This is a genomic window from Streptomyces sp. MS06 (assembly GCF_047200655.1).
Classification (GTDB): domain Bacteria; phylum Actinomycetota; class Actinomycetes; order Streptomycetales; family Streptomycetaceae; genus Streptomyces.
Window position 1 is genome coordinate 18,175 of the sequence record NZ_JBJZOJ010000034.1, and the last position, 26,171, is coordinate 44,345.

The following is a 26,171-nucleotide window of genomic DNA, read 5'->3' on the forward strand; positions in this document are numbered from 1 at the left end:
CGGTGACGTCACTCGACAAGCCGACCGAAGACACCAATGCCGACGATGCCCGGACCGTGACGGAGGCCGCGCTGTTCGAGGCGTTCGGCGGCGTGCGGGGCATGGTCGAGACGGTGCTGCCCGGCCTCCTCTTCGTCACCATCTTCACGATCAGCAGGAACCTGCACTGGTCGGCGATCGCCGCGCTGGTGGTGTCCCTGGTCCTCGTCGTCGTCCGGCTCGCCATGAAGGACAGCGTCAAGCACGCCTTCAGCGGGGTCTTCGGCGTGGTCTTCGGCGTCGTCTTCGCGAAGATGACCGGCAACGCCAAGGACTTCTACCTGCCGGGCATGCTCTACACGCTCGGCCTGGCACTCGCCTACATCGTGACCACCCTCGCCGGTGTGCCGCTGATCGGCCTGATCCTCGGCCCGGTCTTCAAGGAGAACCTCTCCTGGCGTACCCGCAACCCGGGCCGCAAGAAGGCCTACGCCAAGGCCAGCTGGGCCTGGGGGCTCATCCTGCTGGCCAAGTGCGCCGTCCTCTTCCCGCTGTACTGGTGGGCGGACACCACCCAGCTCGGCTGGGTGCTGGTCGCGCTGAAGATCCCGCCGTTCCTGCTCGCGGTCTGGCTGACCTGGGTCTTCCTGGCGAAGGCCCCGGCGCCGATCGACGTCTTCGCCGAGATGGAGGCCGCCGAGAAGGCGGCGGAGGAGCGCGACACCGCCCTGGTCGCGGACACCGCCCAGGAGCCGCAGGAGAGCACCGGCGGACGCCACCGCCGGGCCTAGCCCACCGCCGGGCCTAGCCCACCGCCGGGCCTAGCCCACCGCCGGGCCCAGCCCACCGCCGGGCCCAGCTCGCCGCCGGGCCCAGCCCACCGCGGCGTCCTCCGCCCTGAACGCGCCCACCGCGGCGCCCTCGGCCCTGAACGCCCCCGCTGCGGCGGGGGCCGCCGCGGGGAGGGCCGACCGCCTTCGCGACGGGCCGGCGCACACTCAGGCCGGCGCAACAACCTCACGACGTGCGGGGCGCCCCCGGAAAGCCCGGGGGCGCCCCGCACGTGGCCGTGGCGGCCGTACTCAGCCCGCCGTGTCCTCACGGCGCACCGACAGCAGGTCCTCCAACTGCTCCTCACGGGCCTGCGCGGCCACGAACAGCAGCTCGTCGCCCGGCTCCAGGGAGTCCTCCCGGGACGGCGTCAGCACCCGCGTGCCGCGGATGATCGTGACCAGCGAGGTGTCCTGGGGCCACTCCACGTCGCCGACCTGGGTGCCGGCCAGCGCCGACTCCTCCGGCAGGGTCAACTCGACGAGGTTCGCGTCACCGTGGCTGAAGCGCAGCAGCCGCACCAGGTCGCCGACGCTCACCGCCTCCTCCACCAGGGCGGACATCAGACGCGGGGTGGAAACCGCCACGTCCACCCCCCAGGACTCGTTGAACAGCCACTCGTTCTTGGGGTTGTTGACCCGGGCGACGACGCGCGGAACGCCGTACTCCGTCTTCGCCAGCAGCGAGACCACCAGGTTGACCTTGTCGTCGCCGGTCGCGGCGATCACCACGTTGCAGCGCTGCAGCGCGGCCTCGTCCAGCGAGGTGATCTCGCAGGCGTCGGCGAGCAGCCACTCCGCCTGCGGGACACGTTCCACCGAGATCGCCGTCGGGGTCTTGTCGACGAGCAGGACCTCGTGGCCGTTCTCCAGCAGCTCGCCCGCGATCGAACGGCCGACCGCACCGGCACCGGCAATGGCGACCCTCATCGGTGACCGCCCTCCTCTTCGGGGCCCTGGGCGAACGCCGCCTCGACCTTCTCCACATCGTTCGAGCGCATCACCACGTGCACCAGATCGCCCTCCTGCAGCACCGTCTGCGAGGTCGGCAGGATCGCCTCGCCCAGCCGGGTGAGGAAGGCGACCCGCACGCCGGTCTCCTCCTGCAACGTGCTGATCTTGTGGCCGACCCAGGCGGTCGAGGTGTGCACCTCGGCGAGCTGGACACCGCCGGTCGGGTCCCGCCACAGCGGCTCCGAGCCCGAGGGCAGCAGCCGGCGCAGCATCTGGTCGGCGGTCCAGCGGACCGTGGCGACCGTCGGGATGCCCAGACGCTGGTAGACCTCGGCGCGACGGGGGTCGTAGATGCGGGCGGCGACGTTCTCGATGCCGAACATCTCCCGCGCCACCCGGGCGGCGATGATGTTGGAGTTGTCCCCGCTGGAGACCGCGGCGAAGGCGCCGGCGTCCTCGATGCCGGCTTCCCGCAGGGTGTCCTGGTCGAAGCCGACCCCGGTGACCCGGCGGCCGCCGAAGGAGGACCCGAGACGGCGGAAGGCGGTGGGGTCCTGGTCGATCACCGCGACCGTGTGCCCCTGTTGCTCCAGGGTCTGGGCGAGAGCGGAACCCACTCTGCCGCAGCCCATGATGACGATGTGCACGACCGTCCTTCCGAGGTCAGGGGATGTCGACGTGGCGTGAAACAGGGTCTCAGACCGGCGACCAAGCTACACATGCGCGGTACGGGCCGGGCACCCCCGGGTGCACCCTCACCGGATGCGCGGCGTGCGGCGGCGGGTGATGCTCCGCACGCTGCGCAACGTGAGGCATCCGAGCCCCAGGAGGGTGACGGCGGCGCCGATCAGCTCAGGGGTGGCGGGCACGGGTACCTCCGGGACGGTCGCGGTGAGGGGCTCAGCCATCTAGGCACGGGTACCGCCCCACCTGCGGAATCCGTCGCCCGCCCCGGCCCCGATTTCACTCGTGAGGCAGATCCGGGGTGGCGGGTGGGCGCCCGCGTGTTCGAAGGCTTACGATCCTCTGTTGTGTCCAAACTGACCGACGTGCCCAAGCGGATCCTGATCGGGCGCGCACTGCGCAGTGACCGGCTGGGTGAAACGCTCCTGCCGAAGCGCATCGCACTCCCCGTCTTTGCCTCCGACCCGCTGTCCTCCGTGGCCTACGCCCCCGGCGAGGTCCTGCTGGTCCTGTCCATCGCGGGCGTGTCGGCCTACCATTTCGCTCCCTGGATCGCGGTCGCCGTCGTGATCCTGATGTTCACCGTGGTGGCGTCCTACCGGCAGAACGTCCACGCCTACCCGAGCGGCGGCGGCGACTACGAGGTCGCGACCACCAACCTCGGTCCCAAAGCGGGACTCACGGTCGCCAGCGCCCTGCTCGTCGACTACGTGCTCACGGTGGCCGTCTCGATCTCCTCCGGCGTGGAGAACCTGGGATCGGCGATCCCCTTCTTCGTCGAGCACAAGGCGCTCTGCGCCGTCGGCACCATCGTGCTGCTGACCCTGATGAACCTGCGCGGGGTGAAGGAGTCCGGCAAGCTCTTCGCGATCCCGACGTACGTCTTCGTCTCCAGCGTCTTCATCCTCATCGCCTGGGGCGCCTTCCGCGGCCTGGTACTCGGCGACGACATGCAGGCCCCCACCTCGGACCTGCACATCAGGGCCGAGCACCAGGGCCTGGCCGGCTTCGCCCTGGTCTTCCTGCTGCTGCGCTCCTTCTCCTCCGGCTGCGCCGCGCTCACCGGCGTGGAGGCGATCAGCAACGGCGTGCCCGCCTTCCGCAAGCCCAAGTCCCGCAACGCGGCCACCACGCTCGCCGCCATGGGCCTGCTCGCCGTCTCCATGTTCTGCGGGATCATCGTCCTGGCCCTGGCCACGAACGTGCACATGGCCGAGAACCCGGCCGGCGACCTGCTGCGCAACGGCATCCCGGTCGGCGGCGACTACGTCCAGAACCCGGTGATCTCCCAGGTCGCGGCCGCCGTCTTCGGTGAGGGCACCTTCTTCTTCGTCCTGCTCGCCGCCGCCACCGCGCTGGTCCTCTTCCTCGCGGCCAACACCGCCTACAACGGTTTCCCGGTACTCGGCTCGATCCTCGCCCAGGACCGCTACCTGCCCCGCCAGCTCCACACCCGCGGCGACCGGCTGGCGTTCTCCAACGGCATCGTGCTGCTCGCCGGCGCCGCCACCCTGCTGACGGTGATCTACGACGCCGACTCCACCCGGTTGATCCAGCTCTACATCGTCGGCGTGTTCGTCTCCTTCACGCTCAGCCAGATCGGCATGGTCCGCCACTGGAACCGCCACCTGGCCGCCGAGCGGGACCCCGGCAAGCGCCGCCGGATGGTCCGCTCCCGAGCGATCAACGCCTTCGGCGCCTTCTTCACCGGCCTGGTGCTGGTGGTCGTACTGATCACCAAGTTCGAGCACGGCGCCTGGGTGTCCCTGCTCGGCATGGTGATCTTCTACGCGACGATGACCGCCATCCGCAAGCACTACGACCGGGTCTCCGCCGAGATCGCGGCGCCCGAGGGACCCAGCGACGACAGCGTCCGCCCCTCCCGCGTGCACTCCGTCGTACTCGTCTCCAAGATCCACCGTCCGACCCTGCGGGCCCTGGCGTACGCCAGGCTGCTCCGCTCGGACACCCTGGAGGCACTCAGCGTCAACGTCGACCCCGCCGAGACCAAGGCGCTGCGCGAGGAATGGGAGCGGCGCGGCATCGAGGTGCCGCTGAAGGTGCTGGACTCCCCCTACCGGGAGATCACCCGGCCGGTCATCGAGTACGTGAAGGGGCTGCGCCGGGAGTCGCCGCGCGACGCGGTGTCCGTGATCATCCCCGAGTACGTGGTCGGCCACTGGTACGAGCACCTGCTCCACAACCAGAGCGCGCTGCGGCTGAAGGGCCGACTGCTGTTCACCCCCGGCATCATGGTGACCTCGGTGCCCTACCAGCTCGAGTCCTCCGAGGCGGCCAAGGTCCGGGCCCGCAAGCGGGGCGAGTGGAACGCGCCCGGCGCGGTGCGCCGCGGTCCCGCCCACACCCACTCCAAGGACCACGGCGCGAAGAACTGACGGGGCCCGCCGGCACGTAGACTGGTCGGCTGTTGCCCGTTTTCCGATCCGTAGTCGCTGGAGTCGCCCCGCCATGCAGGCAGAACAGAACAACCCGCAGGCGGAGTCGCTCGTCGGCGAGGAGTACGAGGTCGAGATCGGGGCGGTCGCCCACGGCGGCCACTGCGTCGCCCGCACCCCGGCCGGACGGGTCCTCTTCGTCCGGCACGCGCTGCCCGGCGAGCGGGTGATCGCCCGGGTGACCGAGGGCGACGACGACTCCCGCTTCCTGCGCGCGGACGCCGTACGGGTACTGGAGGCGTCCAAGGACCGCATCGACGCACCCTGCCCCTACGCCGGCCCCGGCCGGTGCGGCGGCTGCGACTGGCAGCACGCCAAGCCCGGCGCCCAGCGCCGGCTCAAGGCCGACGTCGTCGCCGAGCAGCTCCAGCGGCTCGCCGGGCTCACGCCCGAGCAGGCCGGCTGGGACGGCACCGTCATGCCCGCCGAGGGCGACAAACTGCCCACCGGGCAGGTGCCGCAGTGGCGCACCCGCGTCCAGTACGCGGTGGACGCCGAAGGCCACGCCGGCCTCCGCCGGCACCGCTCCCACCAGGTCGAGCGGATCGACCACTGCATGATCGCGGCCGAGGGCGTGTCCGAGCTGGGCGTCGAGGAACGCGACTGGACCGGCATGGAGTCCGTCGAGGCGATCACGGCGACCGGCTCCCAGGACCGCCTGGTGATCCTCACTCCGAAGCCCGGGGCGCGCCTGCCGATCGTCGAACTGGACCGGCCGCTCTCCGTCATGCGGGTCGGCGAGAAGGACGGCGGCGTCCATCGCGTCCACGGCCGCCCCTTCGTCCGCGAACGCGCCGACGGCCGCACCTACCGGGTGGGCAGCGGCGGCTTCTGGCAGGTCCACCCGAAGGCCGCGGACACCCTGGTCACCGCCGTGATGCAGGGGCTGATGCCGCGCAAGGGCGACACCGCGCTCGACCTGTACTGCGGCGTGGGCCTGTTCGCCGGGGCGCTCGCCGACCGGGTCGGCGAGCAGGGCGCCGTGCTCGGCATCGAGTCCGGAAAGCGCGCGGTCGAGGACGCCCGGCACAACCTCGCCGACTTCCCCCGGGTCCGCGTCGAGCAGGGCAAGGTCGAGACCGTCCTGCCGCGCACCGGCATCACCGAGGCCGACCTCGTCGTCCTCGACCCGCCGCGCGCCGGCGCCGGCCGCCGCACCGTCGCCCACCTCTCCTCCCTGGGCGCCCGCCGCATCGCCTACGTCGCCTGCGACCCCGCCGCCCTCGCCCGCGACCTCGCCTACTTCCGGGACGGTGGGTACCGGGTGCGGACGCTGCGGGCGTTCGACCTGTTCCCGATGACGTCGCACGTGGAGTGCGTGGCGATTCTGGAGCCGGTCGAAAAGGGTCGTTGAGCTGGGGGTTAGTTCTTCTGACCGGCCTCTTCGACCTCTTTCCGCCCAAACATCGCGTGGACGGTTCCGGATGCTACGGATGAGCCGTCTGACCTGGCACTTCGTTCAGTGTGTACGTCGAACGGCCGATTGGCGAGCCGGTTCAACGGATCGAACTCCACGTGCCGGCCGGAGTGGGTGACCGGCTGGAACGCCACCGAGCGGACCGCGGGATGGTCGATTCCGTACTCGGTGATCGCCCCGAGCTCGTGCTCGTTCAGGCCCCGCTCGACAGCCGCGACCAGGGTGACGGTCAACCCTGCCTCGGCGCAGTTGTCGGCCGGGCCCCGTCATCGAGCGGGGGTCTAGCGGGTGGCGGGAGGGTGGCGGGGTCTGTAGGTGATGGGAGGTGAGCCGGTTGGCTTTCCGACGTGTCGGGCGATGGGCGGCGCTGTGGGCCGTACGCGGGACGAAGTGTGTGTGGCGGGGACTGGTGACGTTCGGCGAGGCGATGCTGGGCGGATTTCCCCGGAGCCATGAGCGGGAGCCGCTCACCGGGCCGCTGCCCGGGCATCCGGAGCGATTGCGGCCCGACGTCCCGCTGAGCGCGGTGGAGCGGGAACTGGCGAGGGAATTGGCGAAGCTGTGCGACTGGCTTCCGACGAGGAGTTTGTGGTGAGCAAGGCAGTGACGGAAGCCGAGGCCGGGGTACGGCGCCGGATCACGGAAGTGGAGAACGCCTTCGGGGATCCGGACGACGCCGAGAATCCGGTCGGGTTCACCGCCCTGCTGGCGGCGGACGAGAGGTTCGAGCTGTCGGCCGAGGCCGAACGGCGACTGGACACGATCGGGTTCGGTGCCGAGTTCGTCCCCGCTGCGCTCGGCGGGCGGCTGGCGCGGGCCGATGCGCTCGCGCGGATCCTGCGCCCGGTGTTCCGCCGCGATGTCGCGCTGGGATTCGGGTACGGGATCACATCGCTGTTCGCCGCGTCGGCGGTCTGGGCCGCCGGTTCGCCGGGGCAGCGAGCGCGGCTCGCCGAACTGCTGCGCGGTGGGGGCAGAGCTGGGATCGTGCACCACAGCCTCGCGCATGGCAACGCCATGTGGCAGAGCGAACTGGTCGCCCGCCTCGACGCACGCGGATTCGTGCTCAGCGGCCGCAAGGACGGCGTGGTCAACGCCGAGCGGGCGGGGGCCCTCGTGGTGTACGCCCGGACCGGGCGGGGACGAGGACCGGCCAGTCATTCCGTGCTGCTGCTGGATCCCGACGCGGTGACCGGGGGCGGACCGCGTGTCCTGCCCAGGAAGCCGAGCACCGGGATGCGCGGCTGCCGGTTCGCGGGACTGGAGTTCACCGACTGCACTGTGCCGGCCGACGCCCTGGTGGGAGAGCCGGGCCAGGGGGTGCAGCTGGCACTGCGCACCTTCCAGCTCAACCGCTCGCTGGTCTCCTCCGTGCTGCTCGGCGCCGCCGACACCCTACTGAGGGCGGCTGTCCGCACCGTGGTGACCGGCCGCGAGGGCGACGCGGGCAGGCGTCAACGAGCCGTGCTGACCGCGGTCTTCGCCGACCTGCTGCTGTGCGACGCGATGGCGACTGCGGTGCTGCGCTCCCTGCACCTGTTCCCGGACAGCGCCCATCTCGGGGCCGCCGCGGTCAAGTACCTGGTGCCCGATCTCGTACGGGAGGACCTGGAGGAGCTGGGCACCGTGCTCGGTGCCTCGGGCTACCGCCGGGACAGCGTGCACGGATTCCTGCAGAAGCTGCTGCGTGATCTGCCCGCCGCCGGGCTCGGGCACATGGGCACGGCGGCCTGCCAGGCGGTGCTCATCCCGCAACTCCCGCTCCTGGCACGACGGTCGTGGGGGGTGACGCAGGAGCCACCGGACCTGCTGTTCGCCACCCGGCAGCCGTTGGCGCCGCTTGCGCTGGAGTCACTGGCGGTGGCCGGGGGCGAGGACCGGCTCGTCGCGGCGCTGCTCGGCGCGGTGCGCCGGCTGCGGGACGGCGGCGGCCCGCACCCGGGCCACGGCGACGACGGGACCCGGGCGTTGCTGTGCACCATGGCCGAGGCGTTCGCGGCCGAACTGGCCGAGCTGCGCGACCGGTTCGGTGCGGTGGTCCTGGACAGCCGCACGCTCGCGGCCAGTGCGCGGTGGGCCGCGCTGACGGACCGCTATGTCATGGTGGCCGCCGCCGGGGCCGCGCTGGGCCACTGGGTGCGCCTGGAGGACGGCACGGACCCCTTTCTCGCCGACCCGGCGTGGCTGGTCCTCGCCCTCGGCAGGCTCGCCGGACGGCTGGGCCTCAGGCTCCCCGACGCGCCGCCCGACTGTGTGGAGCGGGTGTACCGCGAGGCGGTGGCCCGCTTGCACACCGGGCACGGCTACGACCTGCACGGCGTTGCACTCGGCGGGTCCGGCGGGTCCGGCGGGTCCGGCGGGTCCGGCGGGTCCGGCGGGGCGCCGGACGGGCCCGCACGGACAGAGAGGGCCGCCTGATGGCGGGGCGCGGCTCGGTCACCGCACCGATCCGGATGGAGGGCCCGCACGGCCCCTGGCTGCGCGTCCGCGAATCCGTGGCGTTCTTCGGTAACGCGGTGGTGTACGCGAACTGGCAGCAGTGGCAGTCCGTGGTGGCCGCAGGGCCCGAACTGCGCTCGCTGCTGGGCAACCGCGACTGGCAGCGCTTCAACGCCCTGGCCAAACCCGAGGTCAAATACCGCTTCGCGGTCTCCCGGATGCTCGTACGGCATGCCGCGAGTGCCGCGTTGGACGTGCTGCCGGACGCAGTGGAACTGGCGTACAAGCCCGGCGGGCGGCCGTATCTGCGTGGCTGTGACCAGATCGACGTCAGCCTCAGTCACACCCTGGACCTGGTCGTGGTGGGCCTCAACCGGCTCGGCCGGATCGGGGTGGACACCGAGCTGGCGGGGCGCAGACTGCGGTACTCCGAGGTGTACCGGCAGATGTGCACGCCGGCCGAGCGCGCGCGGCTCGCCGATCTGTCCGGGCCCGAGCAGGAGGCGGAGCTGCTGCGGACTTGGACGCTGAAGGAGGCGTACACCAAGGCGCTGGGGCAGGGCATGCGGCTGGGATTCACCCAGTTCGGCTTCGGCCCCGGGGGGCGGGAGCTGCAGACGCCGGACGGAGGCGCGGCCTCGCACGGAGAGTGGTCCTTCGGCACCTTCGGGCTGGAACTGAACGGCGGGCGCACCGCCAACGACCGGTATCTGGTGAGCATCGCGTGCCAGGACGCGGGCCACGGAGGGGAGGAGGACACCTCGGTCGGGACGATGCTGGACGAGGGCTTCCTGGGGCAGGTGGTGGATCTGCTGGGCCGGGAAGGAGCCTGACCCGTACGGCCGTGGGGCGTACGCGCGGTGAATGCCGGGCGTCGTGGTGGACACGGCTGCTTGATCTTCCGTGGCTGTTCGGGATTGCATAATGACGAACGCACCAGACATATACGGGGGAGAGAATGATCAGGGTTCTGATTGCCGAAGACCTGCACATGCTCCGAAGGGCCTTGGCGGCGCTGATCGAACTGGAGGACGATATCGCCGTCGTGGCGGAAGTCTCCAACGGCAGTGACATCGTTTCGCGGGCGAAGAGCGAACGGCCGGATGTCGCCGTGCTGGACATTGATCTGCCGGGTACGGACGGCATCACGGCGGCGGGCGAGCTGCACACCGCGGTCCCCGGCTGCCGCACGCTCATCCTCACCAGCTTCGGCCGCCCCGGCAACCTGCGCCGGGCGGTGGCCGCCCATGCCTCCGGCTTCCTGCTCAAGGACACCGAACCGGACCGGCTCATCGCCGCGATCCGCTCGGTGGCGGCCGGTGAGCGGGTGGTGGACCCGTCGCTGGCGCTGGCCGCCCTGGAGCCGGAGGCGACCACGCTGACCAGCCGGGAGCTTGAGGTGCTGCGGCTCGCGGCCCAGGGCGAGGAGGCGCGGCAGATAGCGGCCAGACTCTTCCTGTCGGCAGGCACGGTACGCAACTACCTGACGGCCGCCGTCAACAAGCTCAACGCCCGCAACCGCGTGGACGCCATCCGCATCGCCCGCGAGGCGGGCTGGCTGTGACACCCGGGGCGCCGGTCAGCCCTCCCTCGCACGACGCATCGGCGCCCACACCTTCCAGCCGCGGGTCACCGGCCTCGACACCGTCGGGGCCGTTCTCTTCCGCGGTGGTGTCGGTGAGTGCGATGACCGCCTCCAGGACGAACCAGCCGTCGGAGCGGCTCCCCGCGGTCAGCGTGCCACCGATCGCCTCGACGCGGGTGGCGAGGTTGCGGATCCCGCTGTTGCCGTTGCGCTCCTCGCACGCCAGCGGCCGAAGGTGCACCCGGGCACCGTCGACGCCGTCGTTGGCGAGCCGGAACGTCACGGTGCGGCCCCGGCGCAGCGCGGTGATCCTGCAGCGCGAGGCCTTGCTGTGCCGGAGCACGTTGGTCAGGCCCTCGCGCAGGACCGTGGCGAGGGTGGTGTCCACCTCGCGGGGCAGTGTCCCGCAGGTGACGTGCGTGGTGGTGGTGATGTCCAGCGCGTCGAGCATGGACTCGGCGTCGGCGACCTCGGTGGACAGGCTCATGTCCCGGTAGCCGCTGGCCACCGCGCGCACGTCGGACAGCGCTTGGCGCGAGGTGCGCAGGATCTCGGTGAGTTCCTGCTGCACGCGCCCGGCGTGCCCGGGCAGCAGGCGGTAGGCCAGCTCACACTTGAGGGTGATGGTCGACAGGCTGTAGCCGAGCAGATCGTGCAGGTCCCGGGCGAAGCGCAGCCGCTCCTGGTCCACCGCCAGTCGGGCCAGGTCCGCGCGGGACTGGTGGACCTCGGTGACCATGTCGGTCAGGCGGGACAGGCCGAAGACCACCAGGCCGGTCAGGACGGTGGAGACGGTGGTGTACGACACGTCGCGCCAGCCGAGCCCGACGAAGAACTGGAGCACATCGGTGCTGGCCACGATCACAGCGAAGGCCGGCCAGGCGAGGACGTCGGGCAGCATCAGCAGCGCGGACCCGGCCAGCAGCCCCGGCAGCGGCAGCCACGCCTGCCCGTAGAACAGGAAGGGCACATACGTCAGCAGAGACTGCACGAGCAGCAGGATCAGCCGGTGCCGACCGAGGACCGGCACGAACCGGGGAAAGGAGATCTGCAGCTGGACCACGAACACCACCAGCAGCAGTCCCATGGCCTCGGCGAAGGAGTCGACGGAGGGCCGGGAGCTCAACTCGTAGGTGACCGCGACGAAACAGAAAGCGCACAGCACGACGGTCGTGATGGTCATGGCGAGTCTGGGAGCCATGCGCTTGGAGTCGCCGACCCGGGACGCGTTCGGTATGGCCTGCGGCGGACAGCCGGAATCCATAGAGCGATCCTCCCCCTTGACATGTCCGGCAGGCACGGCCGTGAGGGCGCCACCGGATGTTACTGAACTCGTGAGGCAGCCTAACCACACACGGTTACGGTTCGCCATGCCGGAACGACCGGCCGATGTGATGGTCCGAACCGGGCGAAGGGCAGCTGCTATGCGGCGTTGCGCCCGGCGCCGGCCCCGGCCGGCACGGGCGCGCCGATCAGGAACTCGCCCACGCTCGACTCCGTGCGCCAGTCGAGTCCCAGCGCCCGCGCCGCGGCATCGGCATCCCCCATGGCCAGTGCGCACGAGCCGAGGCCCAGGGCGGTGGCGACCAGGGAGAGGGTCTGCTGCAGCGCGCCGACGTCCTTGAGGACACTGGCGTAGGCGATACCGCTGAACTTGCCGGACGCGCGGCGGAAGCGGGCGGTGATGGTGATCAGCAGCTCGGGCAGGGCGGCCAGTCGCGCCTCGGCCTGGGCGACGACCGCGAGTTCGGCCAGCGCCTCGGGCACCTCGTCGATCCTCTCCAGAGCGTGGGCCACCGGGTCGTAGTGGTAGGCACCGGGCGCGGGCCAGACGTTCTTGCGCTCCGACGGGAACAGCAGATACAGCTCCAGCGCGTAGGTGTCACCCAGGCTGGCGTAGGGGCGCTCGCTGTACAGGTAGCCGTCGGGGGCTTCGCGGCCGGCAGCGAACACCGAACGCACCCGTGCCGCCTGGTACAGCAGCGATCCGATCTGCTCCCGGGTCAGCTCTCCGGCGCCGACCGGCAGCGACGGGCCCCGCTCCATGACGGCACTGAAGGCCGGCCCGGTGCGGGCCAGTTCGTCCGGCTCGGGGCGGGGCAGCGGGATGGTCCGCGAGGCGTGCGCCGCCTTGACGACGGGCTCGGCGGGCAGCCGGGCGGCGTGCTCGAAGGTGGCACCGACATCGCCGTCGTGCCGGCCGAGCCTGCTGCGCGAGTGCAGCAGCAGATCGTCGGGGGACCAGGCCAGCAGTGCCGGATCGTGGTCCTCGTCGAACCGCGGCGGTGCGCCGGGGCCGCCGGGGCCGGTCTCGGCGAGGACGGCCAGGCCGGCCGCGCTCAGGTAGGACAGGGCCGTGTCCACGACGGCGTCGGGCAGAGCGGGCAGTCCCCACTCCCCGGGCGGTGCGGCGGCCGCCGCGTCCGCGGGCGTGCCGCAGAGCCGGGCCAGCAGCACGGACGCCTCGGGGCGCAGCAGTTCGGCGCGGTGGTGGGACAGCGGGGACTCCAGGCGCAGCGTGCCCTGGGCGTGGCGCAGCACGGTGAAACGGGACAGCCGCGCGGGCAGGTTCCGGGGCACGGGCCGCGGCGCGAACCCGGCCTGCAGGGACAACGGGACGACGGACAGCAGCGGAATCGAGCCGACGGCGAGGGTGCGCACCACTACGTGCTGGATCCGGTCCAGCACCGCGACCAGTTCGGCCGCCTCGGGGCTGAGCGCCCGGCCCGGTTCGGCGACCCCGTTCTCGGGGAAGTCCGCGACGACATTGCGCAACGACACGGGGCCGGTGCGCATCCGCCGCAGGGCTTCCCGCACGGCCGGACCCGCTGCGTCGAGCCGCAGCTCCCCCCAGCGCGTGTCGAGCACGACGGGGCACGGCGGATCGGACGGGTCGCAGTCGAGGTGCGGGAAGGTGTCGTCGCGCAGGGACCACAGCTCGGTGAGCTGGAGCCCCGCAAGGTGACCGATCAGCAAGAGTCGATTCCAGGTCCGAGGCGGGCGGGTTCAGAGGAACAGCGGTACGGGGTTGAGGTCCTCGTACGAGGTCGGGGCGGCGACCCTGCCGAGCTGCACGGGGACGTCGAAGAGCCGTCCGGAGGCGAAGCGGGCCCAGTGCGGGCGCAGGCCCGGCACGATCACCCGGACCACGGGCAGTCCCACGTCAGGACGGGTCTGGTCGAGCACGAGCAGCTCCAGGCCCGCGCGGGCGACGACGTCCTCGGCGGCCGCGATGTCCTCCAGCAGGTCCGCGCGCGGCGCATACGGACGGTCCGTGGGGCGTACGGGGCGGGCGGCGGGGTCGGGCAGCAGGTAGGGCTGGTTGTCCGCGCGTGCGGTGCGCATCCAGTCGAGGGTATCGGGGTCGCTGAGGGCGTAGCCGGAGCCGTCGGGGCGGGCGTCGAGCACCGGCGGCAGCAGCTGGTTGGTCTCGGCCAGGGCGCGGCGCAGGGCGACACGGGGGTCGAAGTGGGCGCCGAAGCCCAGCACGATGTCCTCGGCGGGCTTGTCGGTGCGCCGGGACAGCGCGGTGAAGACCGGGATGCCGAGGTCCGAGGTGAGGTCCAGGGCCCAGACCTCGCGGTGCAACGAGGCGTGCACGCCGCGCAGTTCGGCGATCCAGGGGTCGGCGAAGGAGTCCAGGTCGAGGCCGGGCTGGCGGGTGCGGTTGTACCACCACAGGGCCACCGCGTCCCGCTCGACGAGTTCCAGGAACCCCTGGAGCACCGCGTCCTCCAGGCTGCCGCCGGCGGCGGTGCCGTTGGAGTGCGCGTGGCAGTAGCGGCCCGCCGCCAGCTGCGCGGTGCCGTAGTACAGCAGGGAGGTGGGCAGCAGCCGGTGGCGCCGGGCGGTGAGCGACCACACGGGCGTCCACTCGATCTCGGCGTTCTCGTCGAACGGGTCGGCGACGTGGTGGAAGTGGCTGTGCTCGGTGTTCCAGCGGCTCCGGTCGCGGTACTGGCGCGGGTCGTACAACTGCACGCTGTCCGGGTGGACGGCCTCCTCGCCCAGCTCTCGCAGGGCCGCCCGGCGGATCGGCTCGTCGCCCTGGAGATGGCCGCAGTGCCGCTCCATGGCCTCGCCGAGCGCACCCACCCGGGCCTGGAGGGGCGTCACCCCCTTGCCGGAGCTGGTGCTGCGCAGCCCGGAGCTCAGGGCGCTCAGGCCGCGCGTGCCGGCCGCGGGATTGTGGCCGGCGTGGAAGGAGTTGAGGAAGGCCGGGCCGCGCGGGTCCCGGCGGATCTCCTTCACCAGACCGGTGAGCGGGTCGACCAGGTGTCCGTACCGCTGCAGCATCTGCTCCGGGGTGAGCGCCCGGTGGCCTCCTGCGCCGATGTCCTGCTTGGGACGCGAAACGAGGGCGACGGGGGAGCTCACCTGGCGATCCATCAGTTCGGGCTCGCCGCAGGCGTAGCACTGCGGGCGGCGCTGCACCGGGTGGCGCTCGCCGGTGAGGTCCAGGCCGTCCAGGGTCCACAGCTGCTGCTGGCCCGCATGGCGGTGGCCGCCCAGCCACTTGACGGCCTCCAGGACCGCCAGGTGCAGCCCGGCCAGCCGGCTGGCGGGCAGCGCGCACGAGGGCCGGGGCAGCGGCCCGGAGCGGTGCAGCATGCGCTGCACGTGCGCCTCGACCGGGCGCCCCCGCCACAGCCGGTCGGCCAGGCATGACCAGCAGGCCCCGTCCGCGGCGCCGAAGAACGGACCGATCCAGGTCTGTGTGCCGCCGGTCTTCACCGGCAGCCAGCGCCGGCCCGCCGCCCGGTGCTCGGCGTCGACGGCCTTCAGGGCGGGGTCCAGGTAGTCCTCGCAGTGCACGAGGGTGAGGTCGGCGTCGGTGGCGCGGGCGGCGGGCAGGGTGCGCAGGCCCGCGGCCTCGGCTGCCCGCAGCAACTCGCCGGCGTCGGCGCGGCCCACGGCGGCGACGTGCACCGCCGCGGCGTGCAGGCGGTCGGATGCGGCGGGGCCGGCCAGGCCCGCGGCCTCCCAGTAGGCGTGCTCGGCGGCCGCCCCGGGGGCCGGACAGGCGGGGCGCTCGGCCAGCAGACCGGCTCGGGAGAGCCGGGCCACCAGCCGGTCGGCCTGTTCGGTGGGCATGATGTCCGCGGCCTCCCGCAGCACCGACTCCCGGCGGCGGGTGCCGTCCAGCAGCGCGGCCAGCCGCGTGACCTGCTCGCCGCGCAGGGCGGTCACACGCTGGTCCGAGATCAGATACACCGCCTCACCCGGCACCGCCTCGACCCGCAGATGCGGCTTGAAGCCGAGACAGGTGCCGGGGGCGGAAGGCGCGGGCACCGTCATCAGGCGGCGCGGTGCGCGAGCTGGCGGGCCTGGCCGGCAAAGGCGGAGAACCGCGCCTCGGCCCAGCAGACGAAGACGTCGGTGGGCGGGGCCCAGTGGGCGCCGTGGACGAGGTCCTCGATCACCAGGTCGTCGAACTCGTCCATCGCGCACAGGGTCTGCATGGCCATTCGTCTCTTCCTCCAGGGCGGTGAGTGATCGGTCAACCGGGTCTGTGCCACGCCGCTTCGGGCGGTGAGCCGCGGTGACAGCCAGAAGTCTGCTGGGGCCGAGAGGACCGGGCCAGTGCCGGCGTCATGCGCCTGGGATGAAAAGTTCATGGGTGCCGGGTGTGTGGTGCGCGGCGGGTTCAGGACGGCGGCACTGGGAACCGGCCATGCCTCCGCGACATGCTCGAGTGGTCACGAAGTCCGGCTGGAACCGGCCATGTACGACGTCGGCGGACTCACCCCGCGGATCGGATCTCGGAGGATCCCTGTGCACATCGAACTTCTCGGCCCGCTGAGCGCGGAGCTGAACTCGGTCTCCATCGCCCCCAACGCCGGCAAGCCCCGCCAGTTGCTGTCCCTGCTCGCGCTGAACGCCAATCAGGTGCTGCCCGTACCCACGCTGATGGAGGAGATATGGGGCACCGAGATGCCCCGCAGCGCGCTCACCACGCTGCAGACCTACATCCTCCAGCTGCGCCGGCTGATCACCGCTGCGCTGGGCACCGACGCGCCGCAGGGCGCCAAGGACGTGCTGGTGACCCGGCACGGGGGCTATCTGCTGCAGGTCCCGCAGGGCTCGGTCGACGTGCACTGGTACGAGCGACTCGTCGCCGCGGGCCAGCAGGCGTTCGACAACGGTGAGGACGAGGCCGCCTCGGCCGCCTACGACGAGGCGCTGTCGCTGTGGCGCGGCCCCGCCCTGGTCGACGTGCGCATCGGCCCGCTGCTGCAGATCGAGCTGGCGCGCCTGGAGGAGAGCCGGCTCGGTGCCCTGGAGCGGCGCATCGAGGCAGATCTGCGGTTGGGCCGCCACGGCCAGCTGCTGGCCGAGCTGACCACGCTGGTCAGCCAGCACCCGCTGCACGAGAACCTGCACGCGCACTGCATGACCGCCCTGTACCGCTCGGGCCGCCGTTGGCGGGCCCTGGAGGTCTACCAGAGGCTGCGCGGGCGCCTGGTGGAGGAGCTGGGACTGGAGCCCTCCGCGCACGTACGGGGCCTGCACCAGGCGATCCTGGCCGCCGACCCGTCCCTGGACGCGCCGGGCACCGAGCGTCGCTCGCAGTTCGGCCTGTACGCCGCCTGACCTGGCACGGCCCCGATGGGGCGTGCGTCGCACCGGGCCGGCCGACTCCCGGCACCGGCCCCGTTCCCCGTTCGCCCGTGCGCCGGGGACGGGGCCGCGGCCGGGCCTCGATCCGTACTCCAGCCGTGACCCCCACAGTGCAGGCGAGACGTTCCGCCGTATCCCGTGGTCGGAACCCGACGCACGATGTGGGGGCACCTTGCGCATCATCGACCTTTCGCAGCCGATCGACGCCTCCGGCTGGGAGCCGGATCCGATCACCCACGAGATCATGACGCCCGCCGAGGGCGCCCGCCACATGAGCGAGGAGATGCGGGAGCACTTCGGCCTGGAACTCGACCCGGCCGAGCTGCCCGGCGGCGAGCTGCTTTCCCTGGACACGCTGACGCTCACCAGCCACACCGGCACGCACGTGGACGCGCCCTCGCACTACGGATCGGCCGGCGACTACGGCGTTCCGCGGCACATCGACCAGATGCCGCTGGACTGGTTCCTGCGCCCGGCGGTCGTCCTCGACCTGAGCGACGCCGGCGTCGGCGCGATCGGCGCGGACCGGATCAGGGCCGAGCTGGAGCGCATCGGATACCGGCCGCGCCCCCTGGACATCGTGCTGCTGCGCACGGGCGCCGACCGGCATGCCGGCACCCCCCGCTACTTCACCGACTTCGCCGGGCTGGACGGACCGGCCGTCGACTACCTCCTCGACCTCGGGGTGCGCGTCATCGGCACCGACGCCTGGAGCCTGGACGCGCCCTTCACCGACATGATCGAGCGGTACCGGAAGACAGGCGACGCGTCGGTGCTGTGGCCCGCGCACTTCGCCGGGCGCCGCCGCGAGTACTGCCAGATCGAGCGGCTGACCCGACTGGGCGACCTCGAACAGCCCTTCGGCTTCCGCGTCGCCTGTTTCCCCGTCAAGATCGCCGGTGCCGGGGCCGGCTGGACGCGCGCCGTGGCCCTGGTGGAGGAGTGACCGGTCACGCGCGCCCGCGCCTGTTCTGCTTCCATCACGCGGGTGCCGGGGTCAGCTCCTTCGCACGCTGGCAGGGGGTGTTCGGCGAGCGCCGCGAGGTGGTGCCCGTCCTGCTGCCCGGGCGCGACGCCCGCGCCGCCGAGCCGAGGATCACCGACCCCGGCCAGCTGATGGCCGAACTGCTGGACAGCGTGGGGCCGTTGCTGGACCGGCCGTACGCGCTGTACGGGCACAGCCTGGGCGCACTCGTCGCCCACACCTTCGCCCACGCCGTGGCCGGGCTCGGCCTGCGCGAGCCGGACCTCGTGGTGCTGGGCGCCGCGCTGCCCCTGCACCTGCCCTCCCCGCTGCTGCCCGACCCCTTCCCGTCGGACCACGAGCTGCTGTGCCGGCTGGTGGCCCACGGCCAGCTGCCCCGGGCAGCCCTGGAGGAGGACGAGGACGGCGTGTGGCACCGCCGGGCGCTGCCCGTGATCCGCGACGACCTGAAACTGGCCACCACCCTGCGCGCTGCCGAGGGAGGGCCGCTGCACGTACCGGTGCTCGCCGTCGCGGGCCGCGAGGACGCCGTCGCGCCCGTCTGCCAGGTCGAGCATTGGCGCGCGTACACCACCGCCGGTTTCGCGCTGCGTACGGTCGCCGGCGGTCACTTCTTCGTACGCGACGGGCGGCTGCCCAGGCTGCTCAGCGAGGAGCTGGACACGTGGTCGTACGCCTCCCGAGCGGCCGTCCGCCCCAAGTCGAGCAGTCTTTGAGGGCCGTGCCGCACCGTCGAAAGCACCTTCGGAACAGGAACTGATCCGGGCCACCCCGAACGCCGTCGTCACCGCGGAAACGGTCGGGAAACCCCGGGAAACCGAGTAGAGAGGACGCGGTCGTGAAGACAGGGCGCACCCGTCACCACATCCGGGCCGAGCGGCCCCGGGAGGGTGGGCAGCGATGAAACGTCGAGTGGTCATCACCGGAATCGGTGTGGTCGCCCCCGGAGGGAGCGGGGGAAAGCAGCAGTTCTGGTCGCTGCTGACCGAGGGACGCACAGCGACCCGCCCGATCTCCCTGTTCGACGCGTCCTCCTTCCGGTCCCGGATCGCGGCGGAGTCCGACTTCGACCCGGCCCGGTCGGGGCTCACCCCCCGCGAGATCCGCCGTATGGACAGGGCCGCCCAGTTCGCCGTGGTCAGCGCCCGCGAGGCGGTCGCCGACAGCGCCCTGGACCTGGACGCGCAGGACCCGTTCCGGGTGGGCGTGACCATCGGCAGCGCGGTGGGCGCGACCACCGGCCTGGACACCGAGTACGCGGTCGTGAGCGACAGCGGAGCCAAGTGGCACGTCGACCACGGGTACGCCGTCTCCCACCTGTTCAACCACTTCGTGCCCAGCTCCTTCGCCACCGAGGTGGCCTGGGCCGTGGGCGCGCAGGGCCCGGCCGGGGTGGTCTCCACCGGCTGCACCTCGGGGCTGGACTCCGTCGGCCACGCCGTCGAGCTGATCCGGGAGGGCAGCGCCGACGTGATGATCACCGGCGCCACCGACGCCCCGATCTCGCCGATCTCCGTGGCGTGTTTCGACGCGATCAAGGCCACCACCGCCCGCAACGACGACCCCGAGCACGCCTCGCGGCCGTTCGACCGCACCCGCAGCGGCTTCGTGCTGGGCGAGGGCGCGGCGGTCTTCGTCCTGGAGGAGCTCCAGGCAGCGCGTGCCCGCGGGGCGCACATCTACGCCGAGATTGCCGGTTTCGCCTCCCGCTCCAACGCATACCACATGACGGGCCTGCGCGCGGACGGCAAGGAGATGGCCGAGGCGATCCGCGTCTCCCTGGACGAGGCCCGGCTCGATGCGGCCGCGGTCGACTACGTCAACGCCCACGGATCGGGCACCAAGCAGAACGACCGGCACGAGACCACCGCCTTCAAGCGGAGCCTCGGAGAGCACGCGTACCAGGTCCCGGTCAGTTCCATCAAGTCGATGATCGGCCACTCGCTGGGTGCCATCGGCTCCCTGGAGATCGCCGCCTCGGCCCTGGCCATCGAGCACGGCGTCGTCCCGCCGACGGCCAACCTGCGAGAGCCGGACCCCGAGTGCGACCTGGACTACACGCCGATCACGGCCCGCGGGGCACGGATCGACACGGTGCTCAGCGTCGGCAGCGGCTTCGGCGGATTCCAGAGCGCCATGGTTCTCACCCGGCCGGAGAAGAGGGAGGCGGCATGAGCGTCGCACAGACAGAGCGGACCTGGGCCGGCACCGCCGCGCACGGCGGCCAGAACCGTACGGCGGCCCCGGTGTTCACCGGCGTCGGCGTCACCGCGCCCAACGGCCTGGGCACCAAGGACTGGTGGAGCGCCACCCTCGCCGGCGAGAGCGGCATCCGACCGGTCAGCCGCTTCGACGCCTCCCAGTACCCGGCCAGGCTCGCCGGGGAGGTGCCCGGCTTCGAGGTCAGGGAACACATCCCCAGCCGGCTGATCCCGCAGACCGACCACATGACGCGGCTCGCCCTGACCGCGGCGGCCGAGGCCGTCGAGGACAGCGGGCTGGACCTGAAGGAGCTGCCGGAGTACGCGGCGGGCGTGGTCACCGCCGCCTCCGCGGGCGGCTTCGAGTTCGGCCAGCGCGAACTGGAGGCCCTGTGGAGCAAGGGCGGCCAGCACGTCAGCGCCTACCAGTCCTTCGCCTGGTTCTACGCCGTCAACACCGGCCAGATCTCCATCCGGCACGGGCTGCGCGGTCCCAGCGGCGTCCTGGTCACCGAGCAGGCCGGCGGCCTGGACGCGGTCGCCCAGGCCCGCCGCCAGCTGCGCAAGGGCAGCCGCATGATGGTCACCGGCGGCGTGGACGGCGCGATCTGCCCGTGGGGCTGGACCGCGCAGCTCACCAGCGGGCGCCTGAGCATCCGGGACGACCCCCGGCAGGCGTATCTGCCGTTCGACGCCCGGGCGGCCGGCCATGTGCCCGGCGAGGGCGGCGCGATCCTGATCCTCGAGGACGCCGAGACGGCCCGCGCCCGCGGCGCCCGCTGCTACGGCACCCTCGCGGGCTACGCGGCCACCTTCGACCCGGGACCGGGCCGAGAGGGTGAGCCCGGACTGCGCCGTGCAGCAGAACTCGCCCTGTCCGACGCCGGGTTGTCGCCCGCAGACGTGGACGTGGTGTTCGCCGACGCCTCCGGTGTGCCCGAACTGGACCGGCTGGAGGCCGAGGCCGTCAACGGGATCTTCGGACCCGGTAAGGTGCCCGTCACCGCACCCAAGACCATGACCGGCAGGCTCGCCGCGGGCGGCGCCTCGCTCGATCTGGCGGCGGCGCTGCTGTCCGTCCGGGACTCGGTGATCCCGCCCACGGTCAATGTCACCGAGCCCGCCGAGGGGCTCTGCCTCGACCTGGTGACCGCCCCGCGCCGGGGCCCGGTGCGCAGCGCGCTGGTGCTCGCCCGCGGCTTCAGCGGCTTCAACGCCGCCGCGGTGGTGACCTCCGCGCCGTGACCGGACGGCCACCTCCGCCCCAAGTCAGCCCTCCGGGCTGGATTTTCCGCACCGCCGGTTCCACGAACCGGGATCCGTACCGAAAGGTGTTTCTTCATGGCTGAAATGACGCTCAACGAACTCACCCAGCTGCTGCGCGAGTGCGCCGGCGAGGAGGAAGGCGTGGACCTGGACGGTGACGTCATGGACGTCCCGTTCATCGAGCTGGGCTACGACTCGCTCGCGGTGCTCCAGACCACGGGCCGCATCGAGCAGGACTACGACGTCCGGATCTCCGACGACGCCGTCGCCGAGGCGCACACGCCGCGGATGCTGCTGGCCTTCATCAACGAGAGCCTGGCCCGGGCCGCCGCGGCCTGATTCCGCTGCCCGCACCGGCAGCCCACCCGCCGTCCGCCCGGAGCCAGCCCACCGGGCGGACGGCGTTGCCCTGTTCCCGGACCCCCGGCCCCGTCCCCCGGTTCTCCCGTGGCCGTGCTCACGGGCGGGCCTCTTCCGGTTCCTTCCCGGTGCGCACGCGAAAGCGCCGCGCCCCGGCCGTGGGACACGGTCCGGGGCGCGGCGCGCGAGGGGAAGGTCAGGACAGGTCGTCGCGGTACACCTGGCGGTGCCGGACCTGCCAGCGGCCCTCCGTGCGCACCAGCAGGTCGTCGCAACGGGTGCTGACGTGCAGCCTGGCCTGGCCGCCGCGCGGGGTCTCGATGACGAGGGCGTAGCACTGGGCGAACACCTCGTTGGTACCGCGCTGTTCGACGTTGACCATGCCGAGCCAGTGGCGGCGCTGGATGCCCTTGGCCGCGTACTCGTCGGTGGCCTTGCGGGCCGCGGCGGCGATGACGCGACGGCCCTCGGCCGGCTCCGGGTGTGCGTTCGCGGCGAACACGCCGTCCTCGGTGAAGGTCTCGGCCCAGTCCTCGGCCTTGCCGCTGTCCAGCAGCTGCATCTGGGCGGCGTAGAACTGCTGGATCTGCACGTGCAGAACGGCCTCGGCGACGGCCGTTTCCGTGGTGGTCATGCTGGTCCCTTCCGGTGGACGCGCGGTGATGTCGCCCGCGAGTCTGCGCGGCCGGGCTCCAACCGCGCTGGAAGGCCGCTGGAGCTCGGGCGGCCCCGCCCCGTCCAGCTCCGCTCGACCTCCTTTCGAGACCGCCCCGGCACGTTGGTCCCCGGCTGGGACGAACGTGCCGGCGACAACGAGTGAAGGGAGCGTGCGCCATGGCGAACGAGGAGCGGCGGGTCGCGCTGGTCACTGGAGGTACCAGCGGCATCGGCCTGGCGACGGCCAGGGCCCTCGCGGCCACGGGCTTCGTGGTCTTCATCTGCGCCCGCGGCGCGGAAGCGGTGCGGCTGACCGTCAAGGAACTGCGCGCCGAGGGGCTGGAGGCCGACGGCACCACCGCCGACGTGCGCCGCCCCGAGTCGGTCAGGGCGCTGGTTGCCGCCGCGGTCGAGCGGTACGGCCGGATCGACGTCCTGGTCAACAACGCGGGCCGCAACGGCGGCGGCGTCACCGCCGACCTGACCGACGAGCTGTGGTACGACGTCATCGACACCAACCTCAACAGCGTCTTCCTGACCACCCGTGAGGTCCTCAAGCAGGGCGGTCTGCAGGAGCGCGGCTGGGGCCGGATCATCAACATCGCCTCCACCGGCGGCAAGCAGGGCGTTGTCCTGGCCGCCCCCTACTCCGCGTCCAAGCACGGCGTGATCGGCTTCAGCAAGGCGCTCGGCAAGGAGCTGGCCGCCACCGGCATCACGGTCAACGCCGTCTGCCCCGGCTACGTCGAGACGCCGATGGCCCAGCGGGTCCGCGAGGGCTACGCGGCCGCGTTCGACACCACTGTGGACGACATCCAGAAGCAGTTCGAGGCGAAGATCCCGCTCGGCCGCTACTCGACCCCCGAAGAGGTCGCCGGCCTGGTCGGCTACCTGACCACCGACACCGCCGCCTCGATCACCGCGCAGGCACTCAACGTCTGCGGCGGCCTCGGCAACTACTGAGATCCCCGGGTCCCGCCCGAAGCCCGGTGGACCCGCCCCAGGAACCATGCTCGAAGAGAGGTAGAAACCCCGTGTCCGTTGACGTGTCCGCCCCGCCCGCAGCGCCCCAGGAGCACCGGACCCTGCACAGCACCGCCATCGAGGCGCCGGCCGAGGTCGTGTACGACATCATCGCCGATGTCACCCGCTGGCCGCAGTTCTTCGCCCCGAACGTCCATGTCGAGCACCTGGAGCGGGACGACACCAGCGAGCGCATCCACATCTGGGCCACCGCCAACGGCGAGGTCAAGCACTGGATCTCGCGCCGCGAGCTGGACCGCGCCAACCTGTCCGTGGCCTTCCGCCAGGAGGTCTCCCAGCCACCGGTCGTCTCCATGGGCGGCAAGTGGGTGGTCACCCCCACCTCCGCGGCCGGCTGCCTGCTGGAGCTGTACCACGACTTCACCGCCGTGGACGGGTCGACCGAAGGCGAGGAGTGGATCCGCGCCGCGCTCGACCGCAACAGCGCCGCGGAGCTCGACGGCATCAAGCGGATTGCGGAACTCGCGGACCAGTTGGACGAGTTGATGTTCACCTTCGACGACACGGTGCACATCGACGGGGCCGGCGAGGACGTCTTCGACTTCCTCGACCGCGCCGACCTGTGGCCCGAGCGCCTGCCGCACGTCGCCCGCCTGGAGCTGACCGAGGAGACCCCCGGGCTGCAGGTCATGGCCATGGACACGCGGACCGCCGACGGCTCCACGCACACCACCGAGTCGGTCCGGGTGGTGTTCGGCGAGGACCGCATCGTCTACAAGCAGACCACCGTGCCCGCGCTGATGACGGCCCACACCGGCCGCTGGACGATCGTGCCGGCCGAGCGCGGCGGCGTGGACGTCACCTCGCGCCACACCGTCATCATCAAGGCGGCGGCGGTCGAGAAGGTGCTCGGCGCGGGGAAGACCGTCGCCGACGCCCGTGCCTACATCCACCAGGCCCTGAGCACCAACAGCACCAACACCCTCAAGCACGCCCGCGCCTACGCGGAGGCCCGCCGTGGCTGACCGGCCCCAACCCTGGCCGCCCGAGCCTTACGCACCCATGGTGCCCCGGCGGCTGGACCAACTGGTGACCGAGGCCGCCACCCTGGCCCCGGGCCGTACCGCGCTGGTGTGCGGACCGGAGCAGATCACCTACGGCGAGCTGGACCGGCGGGTCACGGCGGCGGCCGTGGCACTGGGCAGGCTGCTGCCCGGGACCGGCGCCACCGTCGCGGTCGCCTCGGTGCTGCACCCGGACTTCGCCGTGGCGTACTACGCCGCGTCCCGCGCCGGTCACGTCTCCGCGGTGGTCAACCCGCTGCTGCGCGAGGAGGACCTGCTGCACGTCCTCACCCTCAGCCGGGCCCGGGTGGCGTTCGTGGACGCCGCGCTGTATGAGCGGCTGGCCGGGGTCCGGGACCGGCTGCCCGGCCTGGAGCAGGTGGTCCTCATCGGCGACCGCACGCGCGAAGGGCTGCGCGGACTGCGCGAGCCGGCCGACACGGCACCGGACGGCCGCGTACCGGCCGAGGTGCCGGCGGGCGCCGACGACGTGGCCTGCGTTCAGTTCACCAGCGGCACCACCGGGCGGCCCAAGGCGGTCCGGCTCACCCACCGCAACCTGACCGTCAACGCCGACCAGATCGCCCTGGCCCACCGCCTCGACGGCACCTCGGTGACCGTCAACCACCTGCCGACCTTCCACCCCATGCACCTCAACTCCGCGGTGCGGGCCGCCGCCACGCAGGTGCTGTGCACCGGTCCCGAGCCGGTCCACGCGATCGCCGCCGCCAACGAGCACGGGGCGACACACCTGTACAGCCTGCCCGTACGGCTGGCCCGGCTGGCCGCCGACCCGACGCTGGACGAGCTGGGGCTGCGCACCGTCACCCGGATCGCCTCCGGCGGCTCGGGCCTGCCGGTCGCCGCCGCTGCCCGGCTCACCGAGCGCTTCGGCATCCCCGTCTTCCAGGGGTACGGGCTGGCCGAGACCTCGCCGCTGACCCACAGCGACGACCCCGATCACCCGGTGCACGGCTCGGTCGGCAGGCCGGTCCCCGGCACCGAGTGCCGGGTGGTGGACGTCCAGAGCCGCGCGGTGCTGCCCGCCGGCTCGGTGGGGGAGGTGCAGCTGCGCGGGCCGCAGGTGATGAAGGGCTACCTCGGCGGCCCCGACGGAACCGGCGTCGAGCCGGACGGCTGGCTGACCACCGGGGACGTCGGACGGATCGACGACGAGGGGCGGCTGTTCCTCATCGACCGCCTCAAGGACGTCTTCAAGTGCGACAACTTCCTCGTCGCGCCTTCGGAGGTGGAGCTGGTCCTCGGCCGGCACCCGCTGGTGCGCGAGTCGGTGGTCGTAGACCTGCCGGACGAGTTCAGCGGCGCGGTGGCCGGCGCCCTGATCGTGCTCGACCCGTCGGCCACCGCGGACCGCACCGCCGAGCAGGCCGTCGCCGAGGCCGTGGCCTTCGTCAACGACCGGCTCCCTTACTACCAGCACATCCGGCACGCCCGTGCCGTCGAGGCCATCCCCCGCTCGGGCAACGGCAAGATCCAGCGCCAGGTACTGCGCGAGCAGTTGATCGGGCTCCTGGCCGCCGCCTGATCCACCCTTCCCGGCCCGGGCGGCCTTCCGGCGGCGGTCCTTCCGGCCTGAAACGGCCCTCCGGCCGGGCGGCCCTTCCGGTCCGGCCTTCGCAATCGGCGCCTATCCGGCCCGGGTGGCCGGCCTTCCCGCCCGGTTGGCCT

Annotated in this window: 25 protein-coding genes; 16 read left to right on the plus strand and 9 right to left on the minus strand. The window is 72.3% G+C overall.

Features of this window, described 5'->3' with window-relative positions:
• Window positions 1-2: 2 nt before the first annotated feature.
• Window positions 3-770 carry a DUF3159 domain-containing protein gene (locus ACL02U_RS19405; protein ID WP_412792134.1) on the plus strand — a complete coding sequence of 256 codons (768 nt, stop codon included), beginning with the start codon at window positions 3-5 and terminating at the stop codon, window positions 768-770.
• 291 nt (window positions 771-1,061) lie between these two features.
• Here the strand turns inward: ACL02U_RS19405 and ACL02U_RS19410 are convergent, their stop codons facing one another.
• The 3 genes from ACL02U_RS19410 to ACL02U_RS19420 all read right to left on the minus strand — a co-directional run bounded on the left by ACL02U_RS19410 (window position 1,062) and on the right by ACL02U_RS19420 (window position 2,671).
• Window positions 1,062-1,739 carry a potassium channel family protein gene (locus ACL02U_RS19410; protein ID WP_412792135.1) on the minus strand — a complete coding sequence of 226 codons (678 nt, stop codon included), beginning with the start codon at window positions 1,737-1,739 and terminating at the stop codon, window positions 1,062-1,064.
• Window positions 1,736-2,410: an NAD-binding protein gene (locus tag ACL02U_RS19415; protein ID WP_412792136.1), complete on the minus strand. Its 675-nt coding sequence runs from the start codon at window positions 2,408-2,410 to the stop codon at window positions 1,736-1,738. The genes ACL02U_RS19410 and ACL02U_RS19415 overlap by 4 nt, the downstream gene beginning before the upstream one ends.
• 108 nt (window positions 2,411-2,518) lie before the next feature.
• Complete coding sequence (locus tag ACL02U_RS19420; protein ID WP_412792137.1) at window positions 2,519-2,671, minus strand: hypothetical protein; 153 nt, start codon at window positions 2,669-2,671, stop codon at window positions 2,519-2,521.
• Window positions 2,672-2,794: 123 nt separating this feature from the next.
• On the opposite strand from ACL02U_RS19420, the gene ACL02U_RS19425 reads away from it, so the two are divergent.
• Both ACL02U_RS19425 and ACL02U_RS19430 read left to right on the plus strand, forming a co-directional pair.
• Complete coding sequence (locus tag ACL02U_RS19425; protein ID WP_412792138.1) at window positions 2,795-4,843, plus strand: APC family permease; 2,049 nt, start codon at window positions 2,795-2,797, stop codon at window positions 4,841-4,843.
• A gap of 73 nt (window positions 4,844-4,916) precedes the next feature.
• The gene (locus ACL02U_RS19430; RefSeq protein ID WP_412792139.1) at window positions 4,917-6,257 is read left to right on the plus strand and encodes a class I SAM-dependent RNA methyltransferase; all 1,341 of its coding nucleotides are present in this window, start codon (window positions 4,917-4,919) and stop codon (window positions 6,255-6,257) included.
• Window positions 6,258-6,265: 8 nt separating this feature from the next.
• Here the strand turns inward: ACL02U_RS19430 and ACL02U_RS19435 are convergent, their stop codons facing one another.
• The gene (locus ACL02U_RS19435) at window positions 6,266-6,553 is read right to left on the minus strand and encodes a hypothetical protein (RefSeq protein WP_043405646.1); all 288 of its coding nucleotides are present in this window, start codon (window positions 6,551-6,553) and stop codon (window positions 6,266-6,268) included.
• Window positions 6,554-6,654: 101 nt separating this feature from the next.
• Here ACL02U_RS19435 and ACL02U_RS19440 point away from each other — a divergent pair, with 101 nt between their 5' ends.
• The 4 genes from ACL02U_RS19440 (at window position 6,655) to ACL02U_RS19455 (ending at window position 10,323) form a co-directional block, all read left to right on the plus strand.
• Entirely contained in the window at window positions 6,655-6,915 is a 261-nt protein-coding gene (locus ACL02U_RS19440) for a DUF6059 family protein (RefSeq protein WP_412792140.1), read from the plus strand.
• Complete coding sequence (locus ACL02U_RS19445) at window positions 6,912-8,738, plus strand: acyl-CoA dehydrogenase family protein (protein WP_412792141.1); 1,827 nt, start codon at window positions 6,912-6,914, stop codon at window positions 8,736-8,738. The genes ACL02U_RS19440 and ACL02U_RS19445 overlap by 4 nt, the downstream gene beginning before the upstream one ends.
• On the plus strand, window positions 8,738-9,592 hold the full coding sequence (locus tag ACL02U_RS19450) for a 4'-phosphopantetheinyl transferase family protein (RefSeq protein ID WP_412792142.1): 855 nt from the start codon (window positions 8,738-8,740) through the stop codon (window positions 9,590-9,592). Before ACL02U_RS19445 ends, ACL02U_RS19450 begins: the two co-directional genes overlap by 1 nt.
• 125 nt (window positions 9,593-9,717) lie before the next feature.
• The gene (locus ACL02U_RS19455; RefSeq protein WP_043405639.1) at window positions 9,718-10,323 is read left to right on the plus strand and encodes a response regulator transcription factor; all 606 of its coding nucleotides are present in this window, start codon (window positions 9,718-9,720) and stop codon (window positions 10,321-10,323) included.
• On the opposite strand, the gene ACL02U_RS19460 is transcribed toward ACL02U_RS19455, so the two are convergent.
• From ACL02U_RS19460 to ACL02U_RS19475, 4 genes are all read right to left on the minus strand, one after another.
• Window positions 10,265-11,608 (minus strand): sensor histidine kinase, encoded by a 1,344-nt coding sequence (locus ACL02U_RS19460; protein ID WP_412792143.1) that lies wholly within the window; start codon window positions 11,606-11,608, stop codon window positions 10,265-10,267. The genes ACL02U_RS19455 and ACL02U_RS19460 overlap by 59 nt on opposite strands.
• A 158-nt stretch (window positions 11,609-11,766) precedes the next feature.
• On the minus strand, window positions 11,767-13,320 hold the full coding sequence (locus ACL02U_RS19465; RefSeq protein ID WP_053049607.1) for a SagB family peptide dehydrogenase: 1,554 nt from the start codon (window positions 13,318-13,320) through the stop codon (window positions 11,767-11,769).
• Window positions 13,321-13,350: 30 nt separating this feature from the next.
• Entirely contained in the window at window positions 13,351-15,642 is a 2,292-nt protein-coding gene (locus tag ACL02U_RS19470; RefSeq protein ID WP_412792144.1) for a TOMM precursor leader peptide-binding protein, read from the minus strand.
• The gene (locus tag ACL02U_RS19475) at window positions 15,642-15,812 is read right to left on the minus strand and encodes a hypothetical protein (RefSeq protein ID WP_412792145.1); all 171 of its coding nucleotides are present in this window, start codon (window positions 15,810-15,812) and stop codon (window positions 15,642-15,644) included. Before ACL02U_RS19475 ends, ACL02U_RS19470 begins: the two co-directional genes overlap by 1 nt.
• 307 nt (window positions 15,813-16,119) lie before the next feature.
• Here ACL02U_RS19475 and ACL02U_RS19480 point away from each other — a divergent pair, with 307 nt between their 5' ends.
• The 6 genes from ACL02U_RS19480 to ACL02U_RS19505 all read left to right on the plus strand — a co-directional run bounded on the left by ACL02U_RS19480 (window position 16,120) and on the right by ACL02U_RS19505 (window position 21,756).
• On the plus strand, window positions 16,120-16,938 hold the full coding sequence (locus tag ACL02U_RS19480) for an AfsR/SARP family transcriptional regulator (RefSeq protein ID WP_412792146.1): 819 nt from the start codon (window positions 16,120-16,122) through the stop codon (window positions 16,936-16,938).
• A 199-nt stretch (window positions 16,939-17,137) separates the two neighbouring features.
• On the plus strand, window positions 17,138-17,911 hold the full coding sequence (locus ACL02U_RS19485) for a cyclase family protein (RefSeq protein WP_043405637.1): 774 nt from the start codon (window positions 17,138-17,140) through the stop codon (window positions 17,909-17,911).
• Window positions 17,908-18,666 (plus strand): thioesterase II family protein, encoded by a 759-nt coding sequence (locus ACL02U_RS19490; protein WP_053049604.1) that lies wholly within the window; start codon window positions 17,908-17,910, stop codon window positions 18,664-18,666. The genes ACL02U_RS19485 and ACL02U_RS19490 overlap by 4 nt, the downstream gene beginning before the upstream one ends.
• 184 nt (window positions 18,667-18,850) lie before the next feature.
• Window positions 18,851-20,125: a beta-ketoacyl-[acyl-carrier-protein] synthase family protein gene (locus ACL02U_RS19495; RefSeq protein ID WP_412792147.1), complete on the plus strand. Its 1,275-nt coding sequence runs from the start codon at window positions 18,851-18,853 to the stop codon at window positions 20,123-20,125.
• On the plus strand, window positions 20,122-21,396 hold the full coding sequence (locus ACL02U_RS19500; RefSeq protein ID WP_079169752.1) for a ketosynthase chain-length factor: 1,275 nt from the start codon (window positions 20,122-20,124) through the stop codon (window positions 21,394-21,396). Before ACL02U_RS19495 ends, ACL02U_RS19500 begins: the two co-directional genes overlap by 4 nt.
• 96 nt (window positions 21,397-21,492) lie before the next feature.
• Window positions 21,493-21,756, plus strand: coding sequence for an acyl carrier protein (locus tag ACL02U_RS19505; RefSeq protein WP_043405632.1), 264 nt, complete (start codon window positions 21,493-21,495; stop codon window positions 21,754-21,756).
• 217 nt (window positions 21,757-21,973) lie between these two features.
• Here the strand turns inward: ACL02U_RS19505 and ACL02U_RS19510 are convergent, their stop codons facing one another.
• Window positions 21,974-22,411, minus strand: a complete 438-nt coding sequence (locus ACL02U_RS19510; RefSeq protein WP_043405629.1) for a nuclear transport factor 2 family protein — start codon at window positions 22,409-22,411, stop codon at window positions 21,974-21,976.
• Between the two features lie 200 nt (window positions 22,412-22,611).
• Between ACL02U_RS19510 and fabG the strand changes: the two genes are divergently transcribed.
• From fabG to ACL02U_RS19525, 3 genes are all read left to right on the plus strand, one after another.
• Entirely contained in the window at window positions 22,612-23,397 is a 786-nt protein-coding gene (gene fabG, locus ACL02U_RS19515) for a 3-oxoacyl-ACP reductase FabG (RefSeq protein ID WP_043405627.1), read from the plus strand.
• Between the two features lie 71 nt (window positions 23,398-23,468).
• A complete protein-coding gene (locus tag ACL02U_RS19520; protein ID WP_412792148.1) occupies window positions 23,469-24,443 on the plus strand; it encodes an aromatase/cyclase in 975 nt (324 codons plus the stop codon).
• Window positions 24,436-26,028, plus strand: coding sequence for a class I adenylate-forming enzyme family protein (locus ACL02U_RS19525; RefSeq protein WP_412792149.1), 1,593 nt, complete (start codon window positions 24,436-24,438; stop codon window positions 26,026-26,028). The genes ACL02U_RS19520 and ACL02U_RS19525 overlap by 8 nt, the downstream gene beginning before the upstream one ends.
• Window positions 26,029-26,171 lie beyond the last annotated feature (143 nt).